The following is a 19,052-nucleotide window of genomic DNA, read 5'->3' as shown; positions in this document are numbered from 1 at the left end:
CTTTTTTAGATTTGTTGCATTCATCTTGAAGATCCGGAGATCAATGTCACTGTGATGGTCGACCCAAATGGCCGATCAACAATGACAATCTCACTGGGAGAACCATGCCATGAAAAAGCAGTCCCTTCTGATTGGCGCGGCCCTTCTGATTGGCGCGTTCTTCATCTATCGCGGCTTTGGTGGACCAGACCACTCACCGTCTGCAGCGCAGCCAGGAGCTGCGATGGCGAATGTGCTCGTTCCGGAGCTATCGGCCGCAACACGGGACGGGGAAGCTCTTTTCGTTCGCTCCTGTGCCGATTGTCACGGCACCAACGCAGCCGGGCGAGATGGAATCGCCCCGCCACTGGTTCACAAGATCTATGAACCCAACCATCACGGCGATGCTTCCTTCTATCTGGCGGCCAGAAACGGGGTCCGGGCCCACCACTGGCGGTTTGGCGACATGCCTCCAGTCGAGGGTCTTGCCGATACCGACATCGCCAAGATCGTTTTCTATGTTCGCGAGCTTCAACGTGCGAACGGAATACACTGACTGCGGCGCCGCATATCAACAAAACACGACGGGCATTGGTTCTGGAGTTTGGTCACTTCCGGATCAGCTGGCAAAGCACCGGGCTTCGACCCGGAATGCCGTCAGGTCCGTGCCTGTTCGGTTCCCGCGCCGAGCTCGCGTTGGCGCCGGGCCGTCCGGTAAATCCACGGCCATGGGTGACGGTGGATGCGTACATTTTGAAGAGTCCTGAGAAATCCGGCAGCCCTGCGACCCTCTTGCGCGCAGAATTTCCGCTTCAAGAGAATAGCGAGCCGGATCTCGCCACATTGGTTTTAAAGACTCCCGCCCGCCGGTTGAAACATATTCAGCACATGCTTATTTATATTTTTGACTTACCGAAGTCTATTTTCGTCGATTTTGCGCAACACGGACAAATTCGGGGTAAGATTGACCGCATTCTTTAAATCTTCCTTGTGGTTGTTTCTAGTCCTCGATACAATATCCCTGGCACGGACAAACTGAATTGATAGAAGCGAACCTGGGGCTAAGACTCACCCTTGAGTCAAGCGGTCACTTCTGGAGCCGCGTTGCGCGCAGAGTCCTTTGCGCCGAAAGTAGTATGGTAAAATTCCCGGTTGTTTCTAATTCTTAGGTCCCGCCACTATTGGCGTTTGCCGGCTGAAATGAGGATTGGCCGGTGCTCACACTGGGAGGTTATCAATGAGCAAATTCTCGATTTCACGCCGGGGTTTGATCAAGACCGGCGCATATGTTGGCGCCGGCTTGGCCATGCCGACAATTTTCACCAGCAGCGCCAACGCGTTCACCAACGAGCCGACAGGTTCGACCGTCACGCTCGGCTTCAACGTTCCGCAGTCCGGCCCCTATGCTGACGAAGGCGCGGACGAGCTGCGCGCATTCCAACTGGCCGTTGAGCATCTCAATGGCGGCGGCGATGGCGGCATGCTGAACACCTTCTCGTCCAAGGCCCTGCAGGGCAGCGGTATCATGGGCAAGAAAGTGGAATTCGTCTCGGGCGATACCCAGACCAAGTCCGACGCAGCCCGCGCATCCGCTCGCTCGATGATCGAGAAAGACGGTGCGGTGATGATTTCCGGCGGTTCGTCCTCGGGCGTTGCCGTGGCCGTGCAGGCGCTCTGCCAGGAAGCCGGCGTGATCTTCATGGCTGGCCTTACCCACGCCAACGACACCACCGGCAAGGACCGGAAGGCGAACGGTTTCCGCCACTTCTTCAACTCCTACATGTCCGGTGCGGCGCTGGCGCCGGTGCTGAAGAACGCCTACGGCGCAGACCGCAAGGCCTACTACCTGACAGCTGACTACAACTGGGGTTACACGACGGAACAGGCTGTCCGCGAATCCACCGAGGCCGTGGGCTGGGAAACCGTCAACAACGTGCTGACGCCGCTGACCCAGACCGACTTCTCCTCCTACATCGCGCCGGTTCTGCAGTCGGATGCCGACGTGCTCGTGCTCGTGCACTACGGCGGCAACATGGTGAACTCGCTCACCAATGCCGTTCAGTTCGGTCTGCGCGACCGTATGGTCAATGGCAAGCAGTTCGAGATCGTTGTTCCGCTCTACTCCGAGCTGATGGCTCGCGGTGCGGGTGAAAACGTGAAGGGCATCTTCGGCTCGCAGAACTGGGACTGGAAGCTCGAGAACCAGCTCGGCTCACGCTACATCGGTACGAACGCTTTCGTTCGCTCGTTCGGTGAGAAATACGGCTTCCCGCCAAGCCAGGCTGCTCACACCTGCTACGTTCAGACACTGCTTTATGCGGATGCTGTCGAACGTGCCGGATCGTTCAACCCATGCGCGGTTGTCGAGGCTCTCGAAGGCTTCGAGTTCGACGGCCTGGGCAACGGTCCGACCCTTTACCGCGCCGACGATCACCAGTGCTTCAAGGACGTTGTCGTCGTGAAGGGCAAGGAGAACCCCGAGAGCGAGTTCGATCTCGTGGAAATCGTTGAGGTCACCCCGGCCGAGCAGGTAACATATGCTCCAGACCATCCGCAGTTTGCAGGTGGCGATCTGGGTACCTGCAACCCAGGCGCATAATCGTACTGTTCCGCAGACTTTCGGCCCGCACCCCAACAAGGCGCGGGCCGATTCAAACTGTAGCATAGCACGTGCTGGCATAGGCCAGCACACAACAGTGGCGTGACATTTTTTCACGTGGGATGGCCATGGAAGCGATACTTTTGCAAATACTGAACGGGCTCGACAAGGGCAGCGCCTATGCGCTGATCGCCCTGGGCCTTACCCTCATTTTCGGAACCCTGGGCGTTGTCAACTTCGCCCATGGCGCCCTGTTCATGATCGGCGCGTTCTGCGCGGTCATATTCAGCCGAATCCTGAGCCTTTCCACGGTGACGGAGGACCCAACCCGCAAAGACTTCCTCGGCAATCCGCTGAAAATTGAAACGCCCTATGTCGAGAGCTGGTTCGGACCCGAACTGGGGTCGGTTCTCATCAACTGGTCTGTGCCGCTGTCGATCATCCTGGCGATCCCGGTGATGATCCTGGTTGGTCTCGCCATGGAGCGCGGGCTGATCAAGTATTTCTACAAGCGCCCGCATGCCGATCAGATCCTGGTAACGTTCGGCCTTGCCATCGTGCTTCAGGAAATCATCAAGTATTTCTTCGGTGCAAACCCGATCCCGACACCAGCACCGGATGTGTTCGCCGGCAGCTTCGACTTCGGCGCACTGATCGGCCTGGAGGCCGGGCAGATCATCTATCCCTATTGGCGACTGGTCTATTTCGCCTTTGCGGCCGCAATCATCGCTGCAGTGTTCTCATTCCTGCAATTCACGACCTTCGGAATGGTGGTGCGCGCGGGCATGGCTGACCGGGAAACCGTGGGCCTGCTCGGCATCAACATCGACAAGCGTTTCACCATCATGTTCGCCATTGCCGCGGTCGTCGCCGGCCTTGCCGGGGTGATGTACACACCGATCAATTCACCGAACTACCACATGGGCATGGACTTTTTGGTGCTGAGCTTCGTGGTGGTTGTGGTCGGCGGCATGGGATCCCTACCGGGCGCTGTTCTGGCCGGTTTCCTGCTTGGCATTCTCGAAAGCTTCGCGTCGATGGCGCAGGTGCTGTCGGTTGTTCCCGGCATCAACCAGATCATCATCTACCTCGTCGCAATTGTAATTCTGCTCACCCGTCCGCGAGGACTGATGGGTCGTAAAGGCGTCATGGAGGAGTAATCAGATGCTTGGCTTGCAAAAGAAAGACTTCGCCCTCCTGATGTTTGTGGCCGCGTTGACCGCGTTTGCGCCATTCCTGCTCAACCCGTTCCCGGTGGACTCCGCTCTGGCGCAGTTCAATGCGGGTTACCCAGATCTGATGCAGCGGTTTGTGATCTTTGGCATCTTCGCCGTTGGTTTCAACATCCTGTTTGGCCTGACCGGGTATCTCAGCTTCGGACATGCCGCATTTCTGGGTGTGGGAAGCTATGCCGCGATCTGGTCGATGAAGCTGATGACCATGAATGTCATCCCGGCCATCATCCTCGCAGTTATCGTGGCGGGCCTGTTCTCGCTGTTCGTTGGCTGGATCTCGCTGCGTCGTTCGGGCATCTATTTCTCGATCCTGACACTTGCCTTCGCGCAGATGTCCTTCGCCCTGGCCTACTCGGTGCTGACACCGATCACCGGCGGTGAAACCGGCCTGCAGCCCAAGGTCGCCGATCCGCGTATTTTTGACGCGGCGCTGGGTGATGGCGAATTGCCGGCTGCGAACCTCTTCGGCCTGACCATGAAGTCCAGCTATGAACTGAACATCGGTGGTTGGCTGTTCACCTTCAATGCAGGCTATTACGTCGCAGCCATCGTCATGCTGCTGGCCTTCTACATGGCGATCCGCATCTTCCGTTCGCCATTCGGCATGATGCTTCGCGCGATCAAGACCAACCAGACACGGATGAACTACACCGGCCTCAATCCCAAGCCCTACACGCTGGCAGCCTTTGTTATTTCGGGCATGTATGCCGGTCTGGCTGGCGGACTGATGGTCGCCATGGACACTCAGGTGGGCCCGGAACGCATGTTCTGGACCGCATCGGGCGAAGTGGTGCTGATGACCATTCTCGGCGGTGCCGGCACGTTGATCGGCCCGGTCCTGGGAGCCGGCATGATCAAATACATGGAGAACATCATTTCCAAGATCAATGAAGGTGTCCTTTATGAATGGTTCGCTTTCCTGCCAGAAAGCCTGCAGGACCTGCTGGTGACGATCATATATCCCTTCATCGGCAAGGGCTGGCACCTTACCCTGGGCATCGTGTTCATGCTTGTCGTGATCTTCCTGCCCGGAGGCCTGCTTGAAGGCGGAGAGCGCATCCGCAACATGCTCTCGCGCAAGAAGAAAGCGGACCCCGGCAAGGATCCCGAGCATCACCCCAAACCTTCACCGCATGTGGCTTGACCGGAGATATTTCGACAATGGGTATTCTTGAAGTCAAAAACGTCAACAAGCGCTTCGGCGGGTTGCAGGCCCTGGGCGATGTGAACCTGTCGGTCGCGGAAAACTCGGTCCACGCCATCATCGGTCCCAACGGCGCGGGCAAATCGACCCTGCTCAACGTTCTGGTTGGCAAGCTCGTGCCCGACACCGGAACCGTGACCTTTGACGGAAATTCGGTGCTTGGTAGAACGCCTTTCCAGATCAACCAGATGGGCATAAGCCGGGTGTTTCAGACGCCGGAGATCTTCGGCGACCTGACGGTCATGGAAAACATGCTGATTCCCTGCTTTGCCAAGCGCGACGGCTCGTTCCGGATGCATGCGATCGAAAGCATCGCCTCGGAACACGCGATCATCGAGCGCGCTGAAGAAATGCTGACGGAAGTCAATATGATAGACAAGCGCGAGATGCATGGTGCATCGCTGTCACGTGGTGACAAGCGCCGTCTGGAAATGGCCATGTGCCTGGTGCAGGAGCCGCGCCTGCTGCTGCTTGATGAGCCGACGGCCGGAATGTCGCGGGCTGATACCAACAACACCATCGAGCTGCTCAAGGAAATCCACACCAAGCGCAACATCACCATGGCGATCATCGAGCACGACATGCATGTGGTGTTCTCGCTGGCGCAGCGGATTACCGTGCTTGCTCAGGGCACGCCGCTTGTCGAAGACATTCCCGAAAACATCAAGGGCCACCCGAAAGTGAAAGAAGCGTATCTGGGAGAAGCGGCATGAACGCGGTCGTTGCAGAAACCGGCACAACTGACTTCTCAAAACACAGGAACCATGCGGCGACTGCACCGGCCTTCCTGTCGGTTCACGATATCCACGCCTATTACGGCGAGAGCTACATCGTTCAGGGAATCTCGTTCAATGTCCACGAAGGCGAGATCCTGGCATTGCTCGGCCGCAATGGCGCGGGAAAGACATCCACGCTGCGGACACTGGCACGGTTGTCAAATCCGACGCTGACCCATGGTGAGATCTGGCTCGATCACAAGCCATTGCATACCATGCCCAGCCATGAGGCAGCGCGTGGGGGACTTATTCTGGTTCCCGAAGACCGCCGCATCATTCCGGGGCTGACGGTTGAGGAAAACCTGCAGCTGGCGCAGATCGTCGAACCCATCGGCTGGTCGATCGAGCGGCTGTATGAGCTGTTTCCACGGCTTGGCGAGCGCCGTCAACAGGAAGGTGTGACCTTGTCTGGAGGCGAGCAGCAGATGCTGTCGATTGCCCGTGCTTTGGCGCGCGACATCAAGGTCCTGCTTCTCGACGAGCCCTATGAAGGCCTGGCGCCGGTTATCGTCGACGAAATCGAGAAGACGCTTGCCATCATTAAGGCGCAGGGCATCACGACGATCCTGGTGGAGCAGAACGCGGTGCGTGCGCTCAACCTGGCCGACCGTGCGGTGATCCTCGACACAGGCACTGTGGTGTTTGACGGCACCGCGAAAGAAGTGCTCGACAACAAGGAACTGCGCGAGGAGTACCTCGCCATCTAGAGGCAGGGGTGCTGTGGTCCTTCAGGCCAATTTTCCAGAACGCGCTCAAATCGATGCATTTGGGCGCGTTTTGCATTCACCAGCCGGCAGGGAATTCGCCATCGTCAGGCATGGGAGGAATAAGGTCGCACAACGACAGTTGGTTGGTGGCAAGGACCGAAGCTGGCTTGTTCGGCCCGGTTCTGATGGATCCCGTCGAGGGGCAATGCGCATTTTGCCTTGGGGCCGCTTGTACAGCGGCAAGGGCCAGATAAAACTGTGGCCAGACCTGACTGCGGAGACCTGCCGATGACACTTTCCCAAGCGCGAGCTCCGCTGGCTCTTCTGGTTGCCATCCAGGCCGTGGTCTCCGGCTCCAGCCTGGTTGTGGAGATCGTCGCGGGGCGTATGCTCGCGCCCTATGTGGGCATGTCGCTCTACACCTGGACGTCGATCATTGCGGTGGTGCTGGCAGGGTTCTCGGTGGGCCATTGGTGGGGCGGCCACGTGGCCGAACGCACCGCCCGGCAGGCATTGGTCTATACCGGCTGGGTTCTGCTTGCAGCGGCTTTTGCAACAGGATGCGCGCTGGTGCTGCTGCGCTTCACCGGCGGCCCGGTTCTCGAAAGTGTCGGCCATCCGGTCGTAAGCATTGTGATCCTGACAATCTGCGTCTTTTTTCTGCCTTCGGTTTTTGCCGGGGTCCCGGCTCCGGTGCTCACGCAGATCGCCGTTACAACGCGGGCAGACAAGTCAGGGCGGGCCTTGGGGGCGATGTTCGCTGCTGGCGCCGTGGGTGCCATCGCCGGTACGGTGCTGGCGGGCTTTTTGTTCATCCCCTGGCTCGGCACCGCAATCACGCTGTCAATTGTGACCCTCGTGTATCTGGCCTCGGCCGGCCTGTTGTTTTTCATGGCGCGGCCGGTTCAGCGTCCGGGCCTGCCTGTGCTTGTTGCGGGCCTTGCCATCGCAATGAGCGCCGTCACCCTTACCCGCCTTTCCTATTGCTCTCTGGAAAGCCGCTATTTCTGCATCAAGGTTCTGGATGTCTCGGCTGACCCCGCGTCTCCAGTTCGCCGCCTGGTGCTCGATCATCTCTCGCATGGAACAAGTTCGCGGGAACAACCCCGCCTCATGTTCTCCGAATTCACGGCAATGATTGACGAGATCGGCAGGGGACGGATGGGGTCGGAGGCTTTTTCGACATTCTTTATTGGCGGCGGCACCTATTCGGTGCCACGCGCCTGGGCCGACCGCAATACCGGCCCTGTTACGGTCGCCGAGATCGATCCGGACGTCACCGCCATTGCTGTCCGGGATTTCTGGGTTGCAGCCAGTCAGTTCGAGATCCTGCACGAGGACGCGCGGCGGGCGCTGCTCACACGAAGCGAGCGGCGCTATGACGTGATCGTCGGGGATGCCTTCGGTGACATCGCGGTCCCCTCACATCTGGTCACCCATGAGTTCTTCACGCTGGTTCGAGACCGGCTCAGCGACGACGGCGTTTTCCTGATGAATGTGGTGGATTTTCCCGAACGGCTTGAGGCGCTGGGCGCGATCACCGCCACTTTGCAGTCCGTTTTCCCCAGCGTCGAAGTCTGGACCGCCCAACAACCACCCGTAGCCGGTGAGCAGCGCGTTTTCGTGCTGGCCGCAGGGTCGCAACCCACACCATTCTCAACGATTGTCACCGGCGCTTCTGATCCGACCCGGTTTGCGGCGCTGGCTGACAGTTTCGTGCAGCGGCTAACGGAGCGTGGTGGCTCAATCGTATTGAGCGATGATTACGCGCCGATTGACCGGCTGCTGGCAGGCAGTCTGTGGGGTGGGTGACGGGCGGTCATTTTCGTCAACGAGCACCCGATTGAGACTGCAATACAGCCTTATGCGGTCGTGTCGGAAAGGATGTTGAGCACCAAAACGCCAGCGACGATCAGCGCAATGCCGAGATAGGCGTACAGATCAAGCTTTTGCCCGAACACGAAAACACCGATCATCGTGACCATGGCGACACCGGTGCCTGACCAGATCGCATAGGCGACACCGACCGGCATGGTCTTGAGCACGATCGCGAGAAAGTAGAAGGCGAAGGCGTAGCTGGCGAAGGAAAACCCTGCATAGCCCCAGTGGGTGAACCCGTTGGATGCCTTGAGAGCCGTGGTGCCAACCACTTCGCCGGCAATCGCGATCAGGAGATAGAACCAGACCATAGGTGGTCTCTCCGTATGTGAGATGAAAGAAGCCAACCACGGACCACGCCTCAAGGGCTATGGACGTGGTTGATGGATTACCCGAAACCATATCTGTTGGGCGGGTTTGATCAAGCACGGTCTTGCGCCCAAACACTTTTTGTCATCCCCACAGGTGTTTCCACTCTTGCCCTGATGGTGATAGCCAGTCTCTATGCGCTCACAGCATTGGAGAGGAACAGTCATGAAAGCAATGTTTTGTGTCGCCCGTGGCGCCGCCGGTGAAACCCTTGAACTGCACGATGTGGATACGCCTGCCCCGGGACCCGGCGAGGTTCGCGTCCGGATGCACACGTCAGGCGTCAATCCGTCGGACGTCAAGCTGCGCAGCGGGGTTCAGGGGCCGATGGTTGCGGACCGGGTCGTGATTCACAATGACGGTGCGGGGGTGATTGATGCGGTCGGCGAAGGTGTGGAGCCGTCGCGCGTTGGCGAGCGCGTCTGGCTCTACAATGTCAATCGCTCGGCGGACGGGTTGGGCCAGGGTGTCTCGGGCACCGCGGCGGAACTGACTTGCGTGCCCGCCGCCCTCGCCGCTCCGCTGCCTGATGTGGCAAGTTTCGAGGCCGGCGCATGCCTCGGTGTTCCGGCAATGACGGCGCATCGTGCGGTCACCTGGGCCGGTCCGATTTCCGGCAAGACGGTTCTGGTGACCGGAGGTGCCGGTGCGGTGGGCCATTCGGCAATCCAGATCGCCAAGGCGATGGGGGCACGGGTGATTGCGACAATCAGCTCGCAGGCCAAGGACGCAATCGCACGCGATGCAGGAGCGGACGTGGTGATCAACTATCGCAGCGAAGACCTCGAGGCACGCATCACGCAGGAAGCCGGCCGGAACGGCGTGGAGCATGTCGTGGAGGTGGATCTCGCCGCCCACGTGACCCTTTACCCGAAGATCCTGGCATTCGATGCGACAGTGGGTGCCTATGCCTCATCAAGCGACATGACACCCAAGCTGCCATTCTATCCTCTGGCCTTCCGCAACATCTGTCTTCAGCCGGTGTTCGTCTATTCGATGTCTGACAAGGCAAAAGGCCTGGCCATTGCCGACATCAATGCGCTGCTCACAAGTGGCGCACTGACGCCGCGCATAGACGCCCGCTTCGAGCTTGCTGACGCGGTCTCGGCACATCAGGCGGTGGAAGGCGGCCAGCTCACGGGCAACGCAATCCTGACGATCTGATTGCCCACAGAGCAAAACGGCCCGCTTCATTTCAAAGCGAGCCGTCAAATGCAATAATCCAGTACGGTCTGACCTACTCGGCAGCAGGATCCCAGCCGGAGATGGCCTTTACCTCAAGGAACTCATCAAGCCCCCAGACGCCGCCTTCGCGGGCCCGGCCGGATGTCTTTGTGCCGCCAAAGGGTGAACCGGCACCGCGTGACTGACCGTTCATCTCGACCATACCGGAGCGCAGCCGGCGGGCCAGGCGGTTGCGCTTGGCGCCATCCTGGCTCTGGACGTAGTTGGTCAGGCCGTAGATCGTGTCATTGGCGATGGCGACCGCCTCTTCCTCGGTGTCGAACGGCATGATCGACAGCACCGGGCCGAAGATCTCTTCGCGTGCGATGGTCATGTCGTTGGACACATCGGCAAACACGGTCGGACGCACGAAATAGCCACGGTTGAGGCCTTCGGGACGGCCCACGCCGCCTGCCACAAGCCGAGCCCCTTCATCGATGCCTTTCTGGATGTAGCCCTGGATCTTCTCATACTGGGCAGCAGAGACCACCGGACCGATGTGATTTCCATCCTGGTGCGCACTCGCAACCTTGGTGGATTCGGCGATCTTGATCGCAGTCTCGATGGCCTGTTCATAGACGGGGCGCTCAACCAGCATGCGGGTTGGTGCATTGCAGCTCTGACCGGTGTTGTTGAAGCAGTGACGGACACCGCGCGTCACGGCCTTCTCGTCAGCATCGGCGAACACGAGATTTGCACCCTTGCCGCCAAGTTCGAGGCAGACGCGCTTGAAGGTGTCCGCGGCAGCCTTGGAAATCGCGGCGCCGGCGCGCGCCGAGCCGGTAAAGCTGATCATGTCGACATCGGGGTGAGTGGACAGATCGGTGCCGACACCCATTCCGTCGCCATTGACCATGTTGAAGACGCCGGCAGGAACGCCAGCGGCATGGACAATTTCTGCAAAGACGATCGAGGACAGCGGCGCGACTTCGGAGGGCTTGAGCACCATGGTGCAACCCGTCAAAAGCGCGGGAATGACCTTCAGCGCGACCTGGTTCATCGGCCAGTTCCAAGGCGTGATCAGGCCGGCAACACCAATCGGTTCCATGGCGATCCGGTCATTGGGCGCATGCGGTCCGAGCGGGCGCAGAAACTTGAAATCCTTGAACGCCGTGATGAAATTGTCGATGTGCCAGGTGCCCGACGTGGTCTGGCTGGCGCGCGACATCTCGATCGGTGCGCCCATCTCGAGGCTGATCGCCTTAGACATGTCCTCGGCGCGCTCGAGATAGATCTCGCGGATCTTCTTGACGTAGCCCAGCCGGGTCTCAGGATCGGTCTGCGACCATTCATCAAAGGCCGCCTTGGCAGCGGCGACGGCAGCATTGGTGTCTTCGGTTCCGCCCAGCGAGATCACCGCGCAAGCTTCTTCCGTCGACGGATCAATCACCTCGCAATCACGGCCGGCACGCGGGCCTACCCATTCACCATTGATGTAGAATTCGCGTTTCTCGATCATGAAATTCTCCAAACAGTTTCACCGGTACATACCGCCGGAAACATTGACTGCCCGATCTCTAGGGGGGGAAGGGGGATGAATGCAACCTTGTTTCCGCCTCCACCTGACAGTTGTTGTCATGCAAGCCCAAAGTCAACAATGACGCCGGCAGATTGCAAGAACCCCGCATATCCGCTGATCGGTCGCAGAAACCTTTTCATACCACTCATTTCAGCGTATTGGGGCGTCATCTTTCGGCGTCGACTTCGGGCGCCTATGGCATCGAACACCGGGCTGACTTCATGAATTACAGTATCCTGTCATTCTTCTTGCCGTTCACAGGCTACCCCTATCAGGGCCATGAAGTCGCTTGCCCCGGGTGCGGCCATGAAAATCATACACGCATCGCCGGAATTGACCGCAGACTCAAACGGCTCCCGACCGTTGCATGCGATTTTTGTGGTCTGATTTTCACAAATCCGATGCCGACTGACGCAGAACTTTCGACATACTACTCGGATTTCTACCGCTTCGACTATCAGGCCGCTGATACTGCACCGAAGGAAAAGCACCTGAGAAAGCGACGGCTGGAAGCCGCAGGCAGGGTGAGTCAGCTCGAAGGACTGCTTCCCGGCACCGGGCGCACGCTGGATTTCGGCTGCGGTTCAGGTGAATTCGTGGGCGCGATGCTTGCGCTTGGGCACGACGCACACGGCTTTGAACCGGGCGACACCTATGGCAGCCACGCCAAGTCCCTATATGGCGACCGGATCACGGTCAATGGCTGGCAGGATGTGACCTATTCGGACCAGTTCGATCTGGTCACCTGTTTCCACGTGCTTGAACATCTGAGCAATCCGGTGGATGCATTGCGCCAGATGGCGGCCTGGGCGAAGCCGGACGGGTTTGTGTTCATCGAAGTGCCTGATCTGGGCAAGACTCATCCCAACAAGGGGTTCGGCGCCCTGCATTTCGCCCATCTTCTGGGCTTCAACCAACACAATCTGATTGTTGCTGCGGCACAGGCCGGACTGGCGCCGGAACGGATCGTGGCTCCGACCGGAATCATCTTCCGCAAAGGCACGACGGAAGCTGGCAGTGTCGAGGCTGAAGCGGCGAAGGGCCGAGCGCTCTCCGAGCATCTCTATGCAGGTGGCAAGATGATCTCGAGCTATTTCAGATATCAGGTCGGCAAGCTGACCGGTTCCAACAAACGGCCAGGCTGAGAGAGAAATTCGGGCATTCCCCCTGCCAGAACTGATGTTCGGGCTCTTGTCAGTTCAAACCCTTGAGCAGTTGAGGTGTCGGGAAGCAGGTGGGCTGCGCGCCGTTCTTGGCCTGCCACTCGCCGATTGAGCGCCGGGTCTTGTAGCCAGGCAGACCATCGGCACCACCAACGTCATAGCCCTGTCGCTCGAGCACTGTCTGCAGCTTGGCAATGTCCGAGCGGAGCATGCCACCGACATTGCCCCAAGGCGTGATGAATGCGCCGCCGCCATAGGCCATGCGGTCGGCAAGATTGCCGATAAACAGCGCGTAAAGATCGGAGTTGTTGTACTCCTTGATCACATAGAAATTTGGCGTGACAACGAATTCCGGCCCGTAGATGCCTGCGGGCACAAGCACCATGCCCGGTGCGGTGCGCTCATGTTCGGGAAACGGCCGGCCCGAGATGCGAATGATGCCCATAGCCGTGAGATCGCGGATTGGCATCGCCCGGTCCGGCCCCTCAAGGGCGCATGTGGTCCCTTGCGGGATCACCGCCTCAAAGCCCCAGTCGCGGCCGCGGACCCAGCCGGACTGGGCAAGATAATTGCCGATCGATGCGAGCGAATCAGGGATGGAGTTCCAGATATCGCGCTTGCCGTCGCCGTCAAAGTCGACGGCAAATTTGAGATAGCTCGACGGCAGGAACTGGGGCTGCCCCATGGCACCCGCCCAGGAGCTGCGCATGGCCGACGCGGAAACATCGCCGCGCTGGAGAATCTGCAGGGCGGCGAGAATTTCCGTGCGAAACAGGTCAGGCCGGGTGGACATGAAGGCCTTGGTGACCAGCACACCCACTGCGGAGTGGGGGATCTTGGCGCGGCCAAAACCGGATTCGCGGCCCCAGACGGCAACAATGATCGAGGCCGGCACACCGTATTTGTCCTCGATCCGGCGCAGCACGGCCTGGTGTTTCTGCATCAGCGAGCGGCCCGACGCGGCAAGGCTCTGCAGCCGTTTTTCGCTGAAATAGGCGCCAGGGCTTCTGAATTCCGCCTGACTCTGGGTGCGTTTTTTTGGCTTGGGGAACCCGGGAGGTGCAAGATCCGGCAGATCCCAGTCGAGCTGGACCCCGTTGAAGGCGCGGTCAAAGACCTGTTTGGTGACGCCCTTTGCGCGCGCCTCAGGCCAGAGATCCGCCTCGAGCCAGCGGGCAAACTGGGATTCGACCTGCGCTTTCGTGGCAGCCCATGCCGGGCTGACACCGCACAAGGCGACCAAAAGGCTCAGGACTGCAAAGACGGCGGTTCGAATCATGGGGTCATCCTAACGCGCCAAAGCTTGTCAGAAAATGGCGGGTGAACCGCATTGCATCGACTCAGTCCACCGCGAAGGCTTCAACCTCGATCTCCGTAAGAAAATCCGGGCTGGCCAGCCCAGCCACAATCACATAGGTCGAGGCCGGGGCATGGCCCTGAAGCATCCGGTCCCGGATCTGGCGATAGGCGGCGACATTTCCCGGCGCCACGTCATAGACCCGGATCGCAATGATATCGGAGAGCCCCATGCCGGCGGCTTCGAGCCCTGCGAGCGCATTGCGCCAGGCCTGTTCCGCCTGGGCCTCATAGCCTTGCGAAACCTCGCCATTCGCAGCGACGCCGATCTGGCCAGAAATGATCAGCCTGCGGCCCGGGCCCGTGGTCTCGACCATCTGGACATAGTTCGACGCCGGCATCGGCATGGTGCCGGGGTTGGAGAATTTTGTCATGGGAGCCCCTAGAATGCGGTTCGGGCGCGAATGGCGGCAGCCAAGGTGCCCTCGTCGAGATAGTCGAGCTCGCCGCCCACCGGTACGCCATGGGCAAGCCGGGTGACCTTGAGGTCGAAGCCTGAAAGCTGCTCGGTGATGTAGTGGGCGGTTGTCTGTCCCTCGACTGTGGCATTGACCGCAATCAGGATCTCGCGAACGCCGCCCCTGGCGACGCGATCCACAAGGCCCGCGATTGACAAATCATCCGGGCCGACGCCATCGAGGGGCGACAGGGTGCCACCCAGCACATGGTAGCCGGCATTCATCGCGGCAGCACGTTCCAGCGCCCAGAGATCAGCGACATCCTCAACGACGATGATCACGCTCTGATCGCGCGCGGGATCGGTGCAGACGGTGCAGGGGTCAACTGTGTCGGCGTTGCCGCAGGTCGAGCAGATCTGCACCTTGTCATGGGCTTCGTTCATGGCCAGTGCCAACGGTCCCATGAGCTGGTCTTTCTTCTTGATCAGATGCAACGCCGCACGGCGTGCCGAGCGGGGCCCCAACCCGGGCACCCGGGCAAGCAATTGGATCAGCCGTTCGATTTCCGGGCCGGTGACGCGCTTCTGCATTCGGATCTGGCTCCTGGCAAGCTGGCTTAGAACGGCAACTTCATGCCGGGGGGAATTGGCAGGCCGGCGGTGAGTTCCTTTGTCCGCTCGGCCATCATGGTTTCGGCCTTGACCTTGGCGTCATTGTGCGCGGCGATGATCAGGTCTTCCAGGATCTCGACGTCATCTTCCTTGAACATGGACGGATCAATCTTGAGACCCAGCATCTGGCCCTTGCCCGATAGCTTTACAGTGACCATGCCACCACCGGACACGCCTTCGCATTCCATCGTGGCGATTTCCTCCTGCATGCTCTCCATCTTGGCCTGCATGTCCTTGATCTTGCCCATCATGCCCATGATGTCCTTCATCGGCGTCTCCTTTTCTGTTCTTGAGTCTGTGAAACGTGCTTGCTGGTGCAGGCTTCAGTCTGAATTGTCGTCCGGTTCAGTTTCGGCCGGAAGGATGTCGCCATCCTCGCTCGGCGACAAAGCCGCCCCCGCCAGCTCTTCTTCAGTGGCCGCTATGCGCACATCTGTGATCTTGGAACCTGGAAATTTCGACAGGATGGCTGCCACGTCCGGGTCCTGCCGGGCATCGCTGACCAGCGCGTCGCGCTTGGCAGCCTCGCGCTCGGTTATGGTTGGTGCACCTTCCTCACGGCTGAGCGCGACCGACCAGTTGGCACCGGTCCAGTCTTTCAGTTTCTTGACCAGTTCACCGGGCAGGCTGGGGCTTGCATCAGGCGCCAGGCTGATTTCGAGCCTGGTCTGTTCGATCCTGACCAGACGGACACCGGTGCGGATCTGAACCTTCATGGCGATGTCGCGGTGTTTTTCGGCGAGCACCACCATGTCTTCCAGACTTGCGACGGCAACCTGTTCGACCGGTTCGGCGGCAGGGGGGGCAACGGAAGGCTCGGCGGAATGGGCCAGCCGCATCGACGGTTGGCCATTGCCGGTTTGGGGCATGTGCCGCTCGCCTACGGCGCGCGCCATGGCATCGCCGCCCGATGAGCTGCCCGCAGAGCCACCATGACTGCCGCCAGCGGTTGTTTGAGCGACACCCGCACCACTGGATCCGCCGCCGTTCTGGAACGCCTTGAGCGCCTCCTCGGGCGAGGGCAGGCTGGCGGCGTGGGCAATCCGGATCAGCGCCATCTCGGCAGCCGCGGCCGGGCGGCTCGATCCTTCTGTCTCGGAAATGCCCTTGAGCAGCATCTGCCAGACCCGGGAGAGAATGGCGGTCGACAATTTGCCGGCATAGTCGGCCCCGCGCTCACGCTCGGTTTCGGTCAGGGACGGATCGTCAGCGGCTTCGGGAACGAATTTGAGCCGCGTGACAAGATGGGTGAAATCCGCCAGATCAGTGAGAATCACCGAGGGGCCGGCGCCCGAATCATACTGGTCGCGAAAACCCGTCAAGGCGGCGGCGACATCGCCCGCCATCAGGTTGCCGAAGAGTTCAACCACGCGCGAGCGGTCCGCGAGGCCAAGCATCGCGCGCACGGCTTGCGCATCGACCTGACCTCCGCCATGGGCGATTGCCTGATCAAGCAGCGACAGCCCGTCACGCACCGAGCCCTCGGCAGCGCGGGCGATCATGGAAAGCGACTCATCATCGATGCCGATGCCTTCCTGGGCGGCAACACTGCTGAAATGGGAAGCGAGCGCCCCGGTTTCGATCCGGCGCAGGTCAAAACGCTGACAGCGCGACAGAACCGTGATCGGAACCTTGCGGATTTCGGTGGTGGCGAAAATGAATTTCACATGGGCCGGCGGCTCTTCAAGCGTCTTGAGCAGGCCGTTGAAGGCCTGCGTCGAAAGCATGTGAACCTCGTCGATGATGTAGACCTTGTAGCGCGCGGAGACCGGGCGATAGCGGACCTGCTCAATGATCTCGCGGATGTCGTCGATACCGGTGTGCGAGGCTGCGTCCATTTCGATTACATCGACATGGCGGCCTTCCATGATCGCCGGGCAATGCTCGCCGGGTGTTGTCAGGTCGATGCTTGGCTGGTCGATCTCGGCGGTCTTGTAATTGAGCGCCCGCGCCAGAATGCGTGCGGTTGTGGTCTTGCCCACACCACGCACACCGGTCAGCATCCAGGCCTGTGCGATACGCCCTGTGGAAAAAGCATTGGTCAGGGTGCGGACCATCGGCTCCTGGCCGATCAGGTCGGTGAAGTCCTTGGGACGGTATTTGCGGGCCAGCACACGGTAGGGCGTCTGCTCTGCGCCAGGCGTTGCCTGGGATGCAGCCGGACCGGCCGGGTTGGCGCTGGTTGTGTCATCCATGATCTTTGTGCCGCCCTCGTGCTGTCCCAGCCTGTCCGTCCCGTCCATCGGGACCCGTATCGTTGGGCCCCAAGAGCACGACAGAATGGATATCTTGCACCGGGGCCGGACCCCGTCAATGACGCGATATGCCATTTGCGGCGCGGGCGATGGGGTGGGAGGCTGGCACGGTGACCCGTGCCGGGCTCGTTAGGGCTGCTTCCTTCCGGACCTGACCCGGTTGGCGAGTGGCTCGTCCACCACCAACCTCCCGGAGGCACATATCGTCAATCGCCCCGGCAAATGCAAGCCAGACCCGCAAAAAACTGCTAAGGTTTTTTCCCCGACACTCCAGATGCGGATCTAAAATGGCCGGTTTCAGCCTTGATGAGCGTCTAGCCAAGGACACAACCCTGCTGATGAAGCTGGGCCTTTGCCAATTGCGGCTGATGCATGACAGCCGCTGGCCCTGGGTCCTTCTGGTGCCGCAACGCGCCGGCATCAGCGAGATCTTTGATCTGACACCACTTGATCAGACAATGCTGACATTCGAGACTTCCATCGCCGCCAAAGCCGTCAAACAGGCAACTGACTGTCACAAGATCAATGTTGGCGCCTTGGGGAACCAGGTTCGTCAGTTCCATCTTCACATCATCGCCCGCAACGAGACCGATCCCGCCTGGCCATGGCCGGTCTGGGGCCACGGCACAGCCTTGCCATGGGAGGCCGGCGCCCAGGCCGAGTTTACCAACAGGCTTCTTCAGGCCCTGTAGGCTGATCCTGAGCCCGCGTTTCCGCTTTATCCCAAATCCAAGCCCTGCTAGATCAAGCATATGTCTGTTTCCCTTTTTGAGCACAATGCGCCCCATGGCGAAGCCAGCCGGCTGGTCGCCTTTTCCACCAACCGGCTCGACCGGCGGTCTGAACACCGCAACGAAAGCGAACTCGGAGAGGCTCTGAGCGACCCGAGAACGCGCTATTTCGGCATCACCCAGGGCCGTTTGGCAATGCGAGTGAACGGGGACACGCCGGAGGGCTTGTTGAGCGCGGGCGACCTCTCTACCCTAAAGCCAGAGCACAAGAACGCTATTCTGATCGGCTGGGATGCGGACAATGCGGCACACATCGCCGTGCCGCTGGAAATGGCCGCGGACGACCTTCCAGATCCGTTCAAGGCGATCGATACACGTTCGGTCTACCGGCAGGCGCTCCTGAACGAGGAGACACTCGGGGCCTATGCGCAGGGCAACAGCCTGGTTGCGTGGGCGCTAGCCAACCGGTTTTGCGGTTGCTGCGGCAGTGCGATGACACCCGAATCGGGCGGCTACCGGCGCAAATGCCAGGCTTGCGGACATACGGTGTTCCCGCGCACAGACCCCGTTGCAATCATGCTTGCGGTAGATGAAACACGTGACCGCTGCCTGTTGGGCCGCAGTCCGCATTTTCCGCCGGGCATGTATTCCTGCCTTGCAGGCTTCATCGAACCCGGCGAGACCATGGAGGATGCCGTCCGGCGCGAGACGCTCGAAGAATCGGGCATCCAGATCGGCCGGGTGCGCTACCACGCCAGCCAGCCCTGGCCGATGCCGCATTCGCTGATGATCGGTGTCTATGCGGAAGCCAAAAGCCTGGACATCACGCGGGATACCAACGAGCTGGAGGATTGCCGCTGGTTCGACCGTTCCGAGACAGAAGCGATGCTGGCGGATGTGCTTGGGGAAACCGACGCGTCAGCACCGCCACCCGGGGCCATCGCGCACCGGCTGATGCGCGACTGGCTCGACTGGGGCCGTTAAGGAG

General features: G+C 60.0%; 19 protein-coding genes and 1 other RNA gene. 12 read left to right on the top strand and 8 right to left on the bottom strand.

Annotated elements, in window-relative coordinates; translation table 11 throughout:
- Nucleotides 1-109: 109 nt before the first annotated feature.
- The 8 genes from HPDFL43_RS00965 (at nt 110) to HPDFL43_RS00930 (ending at nt 8,312) form a co-directional block, all read left to right on the top strand.
- Nucleotides 110-535 (top strand): c-type cytochrome, encoded by a 426-nt coding sequence (locus HPDFL43_RS00965; RefSeq protein ID WP_007199678.1) that lies wholly within the window; start codon nt 110-112, stop codon nt 533-535.
- 35 nt (nt 536-570) lie between these two features.
- Nucleotides 571-960: a hypothetical protein gene (locus HPDFL43_RS21830; RefSeq protein ID WP_156970149.1), complete on the top strand. Its 390-nt coding sequence runs from the start codon at nt 571-573 to the stop codon at nt 958-960.
- Nucleotides 961-1,216: 256 nt separating this feature from the next.
- Nucleotides 1,217-2,578, top strand: a complete 1,362-nt coding sequence (locus HPDFL43_RS00955; RefSeq protein ID WP_007199676.1) for a substrate-binding protein — start codon at nt 1,217-1,219, stop codon at nt 2,576-2,578.
- A gap of 128 nt (nt 2,579-2,706) precedes the next feature.
- Nucleotides 2,707-3,738, top strand: a complete 1,032-nt coding sequence (locus HPDFL43_RS00950; protein WP_040449469.1) for a branched-chain amino acid ABC transporter permease — start codon at nt 2,707-2,709, stop codon at nt 3,736-3,738.
- Nucleotides 3,739-3,742: 4 nt separating this feature from the next.
- Nucleotides 3,743-4,957 carry a branched-chain amino acid ABC transporter permease gene (locus tag HPDFL43_RS00945; RefSeq protein WP_007199674.1) on the top strand — a complete coding sequence of 405 codons (1,215 nt, stop codon included), beginning with the start codon at nt 3,743-3,745 and terminating at the stop codon, nt 4,955-4,957.
- A gap of 17 nt (nt 4,958-4,974) precedes the next feature.
- Nucleotides 4,975-5,730, top strand: coding sequence for an ABC transporter ATP-binding protein (locus tag HPDFL43_RS00940; protein WP_007199673.1), 756 nt, complete (start codon nt 4,975-4,977; stop codon nt 5,728-5,730).
- Nucleotides 5,727-6,500: an ABC transporter ATP-binding protein gene (locus HPDFL43_RS00935; protein WP_007199672.1), complete on the top strand. Its 774-nt coding sequence runs from the start codon at nt 5,727-5,729 to the stop codon at nt 6,498-6,500. The genes HPDFL43_RS00940 and HPDFL43_RS00935 overlap by 4 nt, the downstream gene beginning before the upstream one ends.
- 288 nt (nt 6,501-6,788) lie before the next feature.
- Complete coding sequence (locus HPDFL43_RS00930; RefSeq protein WP_156970148.1) at nt 6,789-8,312, top strand: fused MFS/spermidine synthase; 1,524 nt, start codon at nt 6,789-6,791, stop codon at nt 8,310-8,312.
- A 50-nt stretch (nt 8,313-8,362) separates the two neighbouring features.
- Here HPDFL43_RS00930 and HPDFL43_RS00925 read toward each other — a convergent pair whose 3' ends face one another.
- Nucleotides 8,363-8,689: a DMT family transporter gene (locus tag HPDFL43_RS00925; protein ID WP_007199670.1), complete on the bottom strand. Its 327-nt coding sequence runs from the start codon at nt 8,687-8,689 to the stop codon at nt 8,363-8,365.
- 223 nt (nt 8,690-8,912) lie between these two features.
- On the opposite strand from HPDFL43_RS00925, the gene HPDFL43_RS00920 reads away from it, so the two are divergent.
- Complete coding sequence (locus HPDFL43_RS00920) at nt 8,913-9,911, top strand: NADPH:quinone reductase (RefSeq protein WP_007199669.1); 999 nt, start codon at nt 8,913-8,915, stop codon at nt 9,909-9,911.
- 73 nt (nt 9,912-9,984) lie between these two features.
- Here the strand turns inward: HPDFL43_RS00920 and HPDFL43_RS00915 are convergent, their stop codons facing one another.
- Entirely contained in the window at nt 9,985-11,430 is a 1,446-nt protein-coding gene (locus tag HPDFL43_RS00915; protein ID WP_007199668.1) for an aldehyde dehydrogenase family protein, read from the bottom strand.
- A gap of 461 nt (nt 11,431-11,891) precedes the next feature.
- Between HPDFL43_RS00915 and HPDFL43_RS00910 the strand changes: the two genes are divergently transcribed.
- Complete coding sequence (locus tag HPDFL43_RS00910; RefSeq protein ID WP_169743212.1) at nt 11,892-12,635, top strand: class I SAM-dependent methyltransferase; 744 nt, start codon at nt 11,892-11,894, stop codon at nt 12,633-12,635.
- A gap of 49 nt (nt 12,636-12,684) precedes the next feature.
- Here HPDFL43_RS00910 and HPDFL43_RS00905 read toward each other — a convergent pair whose 3' ends face one another.
- The 6 genes from HPDFL43_RS00905 to ffs form a co-directional block, all read right to left on the bottom strand.
- The gene (locus HPDFL43_RS00905; RefSeq protein WP_007199666.1) at nt 12,685-13,932 is read right to left on the bottom strand and encodes a lytic murein transglycosylase; all 1,248 of its coding nucleotides are present in this window, start codon (nt 13,930-13,932) and stop codon (nt 12,685-12,687) included.
- A 61-nt stretch (nt 13,933-13,993) separates the two neighbouring features.
- Nucleotides 13,994-14,383 (bottom strand): RidA family protein, encoded by a 390-nt coding sequence (locus HPDFL43_RS00900; protein WP_007199665.1) that lies wholly within the window; start codon nt 14,381-14,383, stop codon nt 13,994-13,996.
- A gap of 8 nt (nt 14,384-14,391) precedes the next feature.
- Nucleotides 14,392-14,997, bottom strand: a complete 606-nt coding sequence (gene recR / locus HPDFL43_RS00895) for a recombination mediator RecR (RefSeq protein WP_007199664.1) — start codon at nt 14,995-14,997, stop codon at nt 14,392-14,394.
- Nucleotides 14,998-15,023: 26 nt separating this feature from the next.
- Nucleotides 15,024-15,347: a YbaB/EbfC family nucleoid-associated protein gene (locus HPDFL43_RS00890; RefSeq protein ID WP_007199663.1), complete on the bottom strand. Its 324-nt coding sequence runs from the start codon at nt 15,345-15,347 to the stop codon at nt 15,024-15,026.
- A 54-nt stretch (nt 15,348-15,401) separates the two neighbouring features.
- The gene (locus HPDFL43_RS00885) at nt 15,402-17,273 is read right to left on the bottom strand and encodes a DNA polymerase III subunit gamma/tau (protein ID WP_040449466.1); all 1,872 of its coding nucleotides are present in this window, start codon (nt 17,271-17,273) and stop codon (nt 15,402-15,404) included.
- A 154-nt stretch (nt 17,274-17,427) separates the two neighbouring features.
- Nucleotides 17,428-17,524: signal recognition particle sRNA small type (gene ffs, locus HPDFL43_RS21540), an RNA gene on the bottom strand.
- A gap of 96 nt (nt 17,525-17,620) precedes the next feature.
- On the opposite strand from ffs, the gene HPDFL43_RS00880 reads away from it, so the two are divergent.
- A complete protein-coding gene (locus tag HPDFL43_RS00880; protein ID WP_007199661.1) occupies nt 17,621-18,025 on the top strand; it encodes an HIT family protein in 405 nt (134 codons plus the stop codon).
- A gap of 60 nt (nt 18,026-18,085) precedes the next feature.
- Nucleotides 18,086-19,048 carry an NAD(+) diphosphatase gene (gene nudC / locus HPDFL43_RS00875; RefSeq protein WP_007199660.1) on the top strand — a complete coding sequence of 321 codons (963 nt, stop codon included), beginning with the start codon at nt 18,086-18,088 and terminating at the stop codon, nt 19,046-19,048.
- Nucleotides 19,049-19,052: the final 4 nt, after the last annotated feature.

This window comes from Hoeflea phototrophica DFL-43, assembly GCF_000154705.2.
In the GTDB taxonomy this organism is placed as follows: Bacteria; Pseudomonadota; Alphaproteobacteria; order Rhizobiales; family Rhizobiaceae; genus Hoeflea; species Hoeflea phototrophica.
This window is presented reverse-complemented; position numbering and strand designations above follow the sequence as displayed.